Below are 2,435 nucleotides of genomic sequence, written 5' to 3'. Positions count from 1 at the left end.
CTGGTAGGAATCACAGGCCGCATCCAGACTCGTAGTTATGATAATCAGCAAGGCCAACGTGTCTATGTGACGGAAGTGGTAGCTGAAAGTTTTCAAACGCTTGAAAAGAAGGATAATACTGCTAACCAGTCAAGCATGGAAAACCAGATGCCACCAAGCTATGGCCAAAGCGAACCAATGGATATTTCAGATGATGGGTTGCCGTTTTAGGGAGGTAGTAAGATGAATAAACAGGAATTGATTGAGAAAATTGGAAGTTTAGATAAATTGTATGGAGAAAAGTATTATGTTGCTTTGGACGATGTTTTAGATTTAGTGAAACAACTAGACGAACCAGAAAAAGTCGTAGTACCGCAGTTTGTGGCAGGTTGGATTGAGGAAGCTAGAAAATCTTGCAAAGACGTAGCAGACTTCTTCGATTTTGATTTCACAAATGAAGAAGTTGGTAAATGGTTTATGCAAGAACGACCGTTTGATTTAGCCGCTCGTGCATGGCTGGATGGCTACGAGGTCGAGAAAGAGAAGAGATATCGGGTAAAGGTGAAAGGCATTTGTGGAAATCACGAAACTTTGAACCGTGAAAAACATTCAAACAAATGGCTTTTCTCAGACCGGGAAGAAAACTCACTTTATGGCACACACCACACCCGAAAAGAATTAGAAGATGCTGGTTTTAGTGAAGTGTTTAATAGTCCATTGTTTGAAGTCGAGGAGGTGGAGTGATGGTACAAACCATTGAACAAGCAATAAAAACTGAAAACAAACGCATAAAAATCCCTGCGAAAATCAGACCGTTTGATGTGGGTTATAGAATAGTAAATAAACACGGTCAAGCGCTTGCCTTAAAAAATGGAGCAAGTATATTCGCTTTACCATCGCTTGCTGAAAAAGCGATAAAGAAAGAGTTTGGGAAAAATGATCCAGACTTTGACATTAAGAAGCATTCTGTTGAAGAGGTTGCTATTATCAATTTAAGTAAATTTCATAGTTATTTTGAGGAGGTTGAGTGATGATTATCAAGAATTACAAATATGATTATTCAGCTGGCAGAATCTGCTACACAATTGATGTTGATGGCTATGAACAAGCCATGGAACACACAAAGACAGAGCACGGAAGTGTGCAAAGAAATGATATTGATGATTTCTTAAATACGGTTGAGGAATACGACTTTCAAGAAGCTGAGATGATTGAAGCATTCGTTGACTTTCAAAATGATTTGCTCTTATATGGAATTGATTTTGAATTGAGAAATGAGGTGGAATAAATGGAAAATTTCATGTTTTGGGGAATGTTCTTTGCTTGTTTGCTGATTTCAGCTATGACATTTTATATTATGTATTCTCAAGCAATGGTCAATAGAGATTTAGAAAGAAAATACAAAGACTTAAACCAAGAAATTTCAAGAGTTTTTGGTTGGGAAGAATATGACTAGGCAAAAAATTTTAGGGACTATGCACGAGAAGTTCAAGAACTTATCAAGTTTAAAAAAGAAATTGAACAACTTGAAATTATTAAAAAAGCATTAGAAGTAAAAAGTTTGGAAGAGTTGCATAAGAAGAAAGAACAGATTGAAAATGTAATCAAAACGTTAGAAAAATGAGGAGGTGGAGTGATGGCTAGAAAGATACAAGCAACGCTTACCAAAGAGCTGTATGATCATGTTGAAGCTATAAGAGAATATGGTGGTTATAGAAGCCTATCAGAAGTGGTCAATAAAGCACTTGAAAAGTTAGTAAATGAACATACCAACAATGAAATATATAAATATTATTTGAAAAAAGTAAGAGATGGAAGAGAGGACACAGAATGAAACGTTTTATCGCAATCTGGATTTTATTGTCTGCTGGATTAAATATTTGGCAGATGGGTAGGATTGCAGAACTAGAACAAAAGAAGCCGATGGTTATCTACAAGACAGATAATCGAGGCGCAGAGATTTTCGGCAAAGTTGTTGAGAAAGGACGACATGGCAAGCTATACACAATTACCATTCGTGACTACGGGGTGTTCGTAGTTACGAACGAAGTGTATGAGAAAGTGAAAATTGGAGATGAGGTAAGATTGTAATGACAAAGTACAAGAAACCAACTTACATCATCATCCAAGAAGCAATGGCAGAGCGTATTAGATTTTTGGAAGATGAACTGTACGAAATGATAAAGCAGATAGTTTCTGACATCAGTAATGCTTTTTCTAAAATGTTCGATAGCTTATTTAATTATTTAGAAAATTCGGAGGTAAAATTTGAAGAAATTGAGCAACAAGGAACTTCAACTACTGGACCAAGAACTATTCAAGTTCCGAGGTATCCAGCGAACCATAGATTTACGCAGGCTGGAGCTAACTACCAGAAACCCAGACAGCCAAGGTGGGCCTTCAATCGGAATCAGCAAACCAACAGAAACCATCGCGGTCAAGCTCGCAGATGATCC

General features: G+C 37.2%; 7 protein-coding genes and 1 pseudogene. All 8 read left to right on the top strand.

Features of this window, described 5'->3' with window-relative positions; genetic code table 11:
* Nucleotides 1-210 (top strand): single-stranded DNA-binding protein (locus HMPREF2987_RS00815; protein ID WP_142995328.1); only part of this gene is annotated, 210 nt, incomplete at its 5' end.
* A gap of 12 nt (nt 211-222) precedes the next feature.
* Nucleotides 223-723: a DUF1642 domain-containing protein gene (locus HMPREF2987_RS00810; RefSeq protein ID WP_054368734.1), complete on the top strand. Its 501-nt coding sequence runs from the start codon at nt 223-225 to the stop codon at nt 721-723.
* The gene (locus HMPREF2987_RS00805) at nt 723-1,010 is read left to right on the top strand and encodes a hypothetical protein (RefSeq protein ID WP_061665041.1); all 288 of its coding nucleotides are present in this window, start codon (nt 723-725) and stop codon (nt 1,008-1,010) included. Before HMPREF2987_RS00810 ends, HMPREF2987_RS00805 begins: the two co-directional genes overlap by 1 nt.
* Entirely contained in the window at nt 1,010-1,267 is a 258-nt protein-coding gene (locus tag HMPREF2987_RS00800; protein ID WP_061665042.1) for a hypothetical protein, read from the top strand. The genes HMPREF2987_RS00805 and HMPREF2987_RS00800 overlap by 1 nt, the downstream gene beginning before the upstream one ends.
* Nucleotides 1,268-1,435 (top strand): hypothetical protein, encoded by a 168-nt coding sequence (locus tag HMPREF2987_RS11170; protein WP_257374810.1) that lies wholly within the window; start codon nt 1,268-1,270, stop codon nt 1,433-1,435.
* Nucleotides 1,436-1,615: 180 nt separating this feature from the next.
* Nucleotides 1,616-1,813, top strand: coding sequence for a ribbon-helix-helix domain-containing protein (locus HMPREF2987_RS00790; RefSeq protein WP_075228937.1), 198 nt, complete (start codon nt 1,616-1,618; stop codon nt 1,811-1,813).
* Nucleotides 1,810-2,070 carry a DUF1372 family protein gene (locus tag HMPREF2987_RS00785; protein WP_075228936.1) on the top strand — a complete coding sequence of 87 codons (261 nt, stop codon included), beginning with the start codon at nt 1,810-1,812 and terminating at the stop codon, nt 2,068-2,070. Before HMPREF2987_RS00790 ends, HMPREF2987_RS00785 begins: the two co-directional genes overlap by 4 nt.
* 177 nt (nt 2,071-2,247) lie before the next feature.
* Nucleotides 2,248-2,435, top strand: a pseudogene (locus HMPREF2987_RS11115) (transcriptional regulator); the annotation flags it as partial.

Source organism: Streptococcus sp. HMSC067H01, assembly GCF_001814775.1.
Lineage (GTDB): Bacteria > Bacillota > Bacilli > Lactobacillales > Streptococcaceae > Streptococcus.
This window is presented reverse-complemented; position numbering and strand designations above follow the sequence as displayed.

Bases quoted from the DNA above. Each gene is read 5' to 3' on its own strand.
- HMPREF2987_RS00810 (WP_054368734.1), top strand. From the start codon at position 223: ATGAATAAACAGGAATTGATTGAGAAAATTGGAAGTTTAGATAAATTG.
- HMPREF2987_RS00805 (WP_061665041.1), top strand. From the start codon at position 723: ATGGTACAAACCATTGAACAAGCAATAAAAACTGAAAACAAACGCATA.
- HMPREF2987_RS00800 (WP_061665042.1), top strand. From the start codon at position 1,010: ATGATTATCAAGAATTACAAATATGATTATTCAGCTGGCAGAATCTGC.
- HMPREF2987_RS11170 (WP_257374810.1), top strand. From the start codon at position 1,268: ATGGAAAATTTCATGTTTTGGGGAATGTTCTTTGCTTGTTTGCTGATT.
- HMPREF2987_RS00790 (WP_075228937.1), top strand. From the start codon at position 1,616: ATGGCTAGAAAGATACAAGCAACGCTTACCAAAGAGCTGTATGATCAT.
- HMPREF2987_RS00785 (WP_075228936.1), top strand. From the start codon at position 1,810: ATGAAACGTTTTATCGCAATCTGGATTTTATTGTCTGCTGGATTAAAT.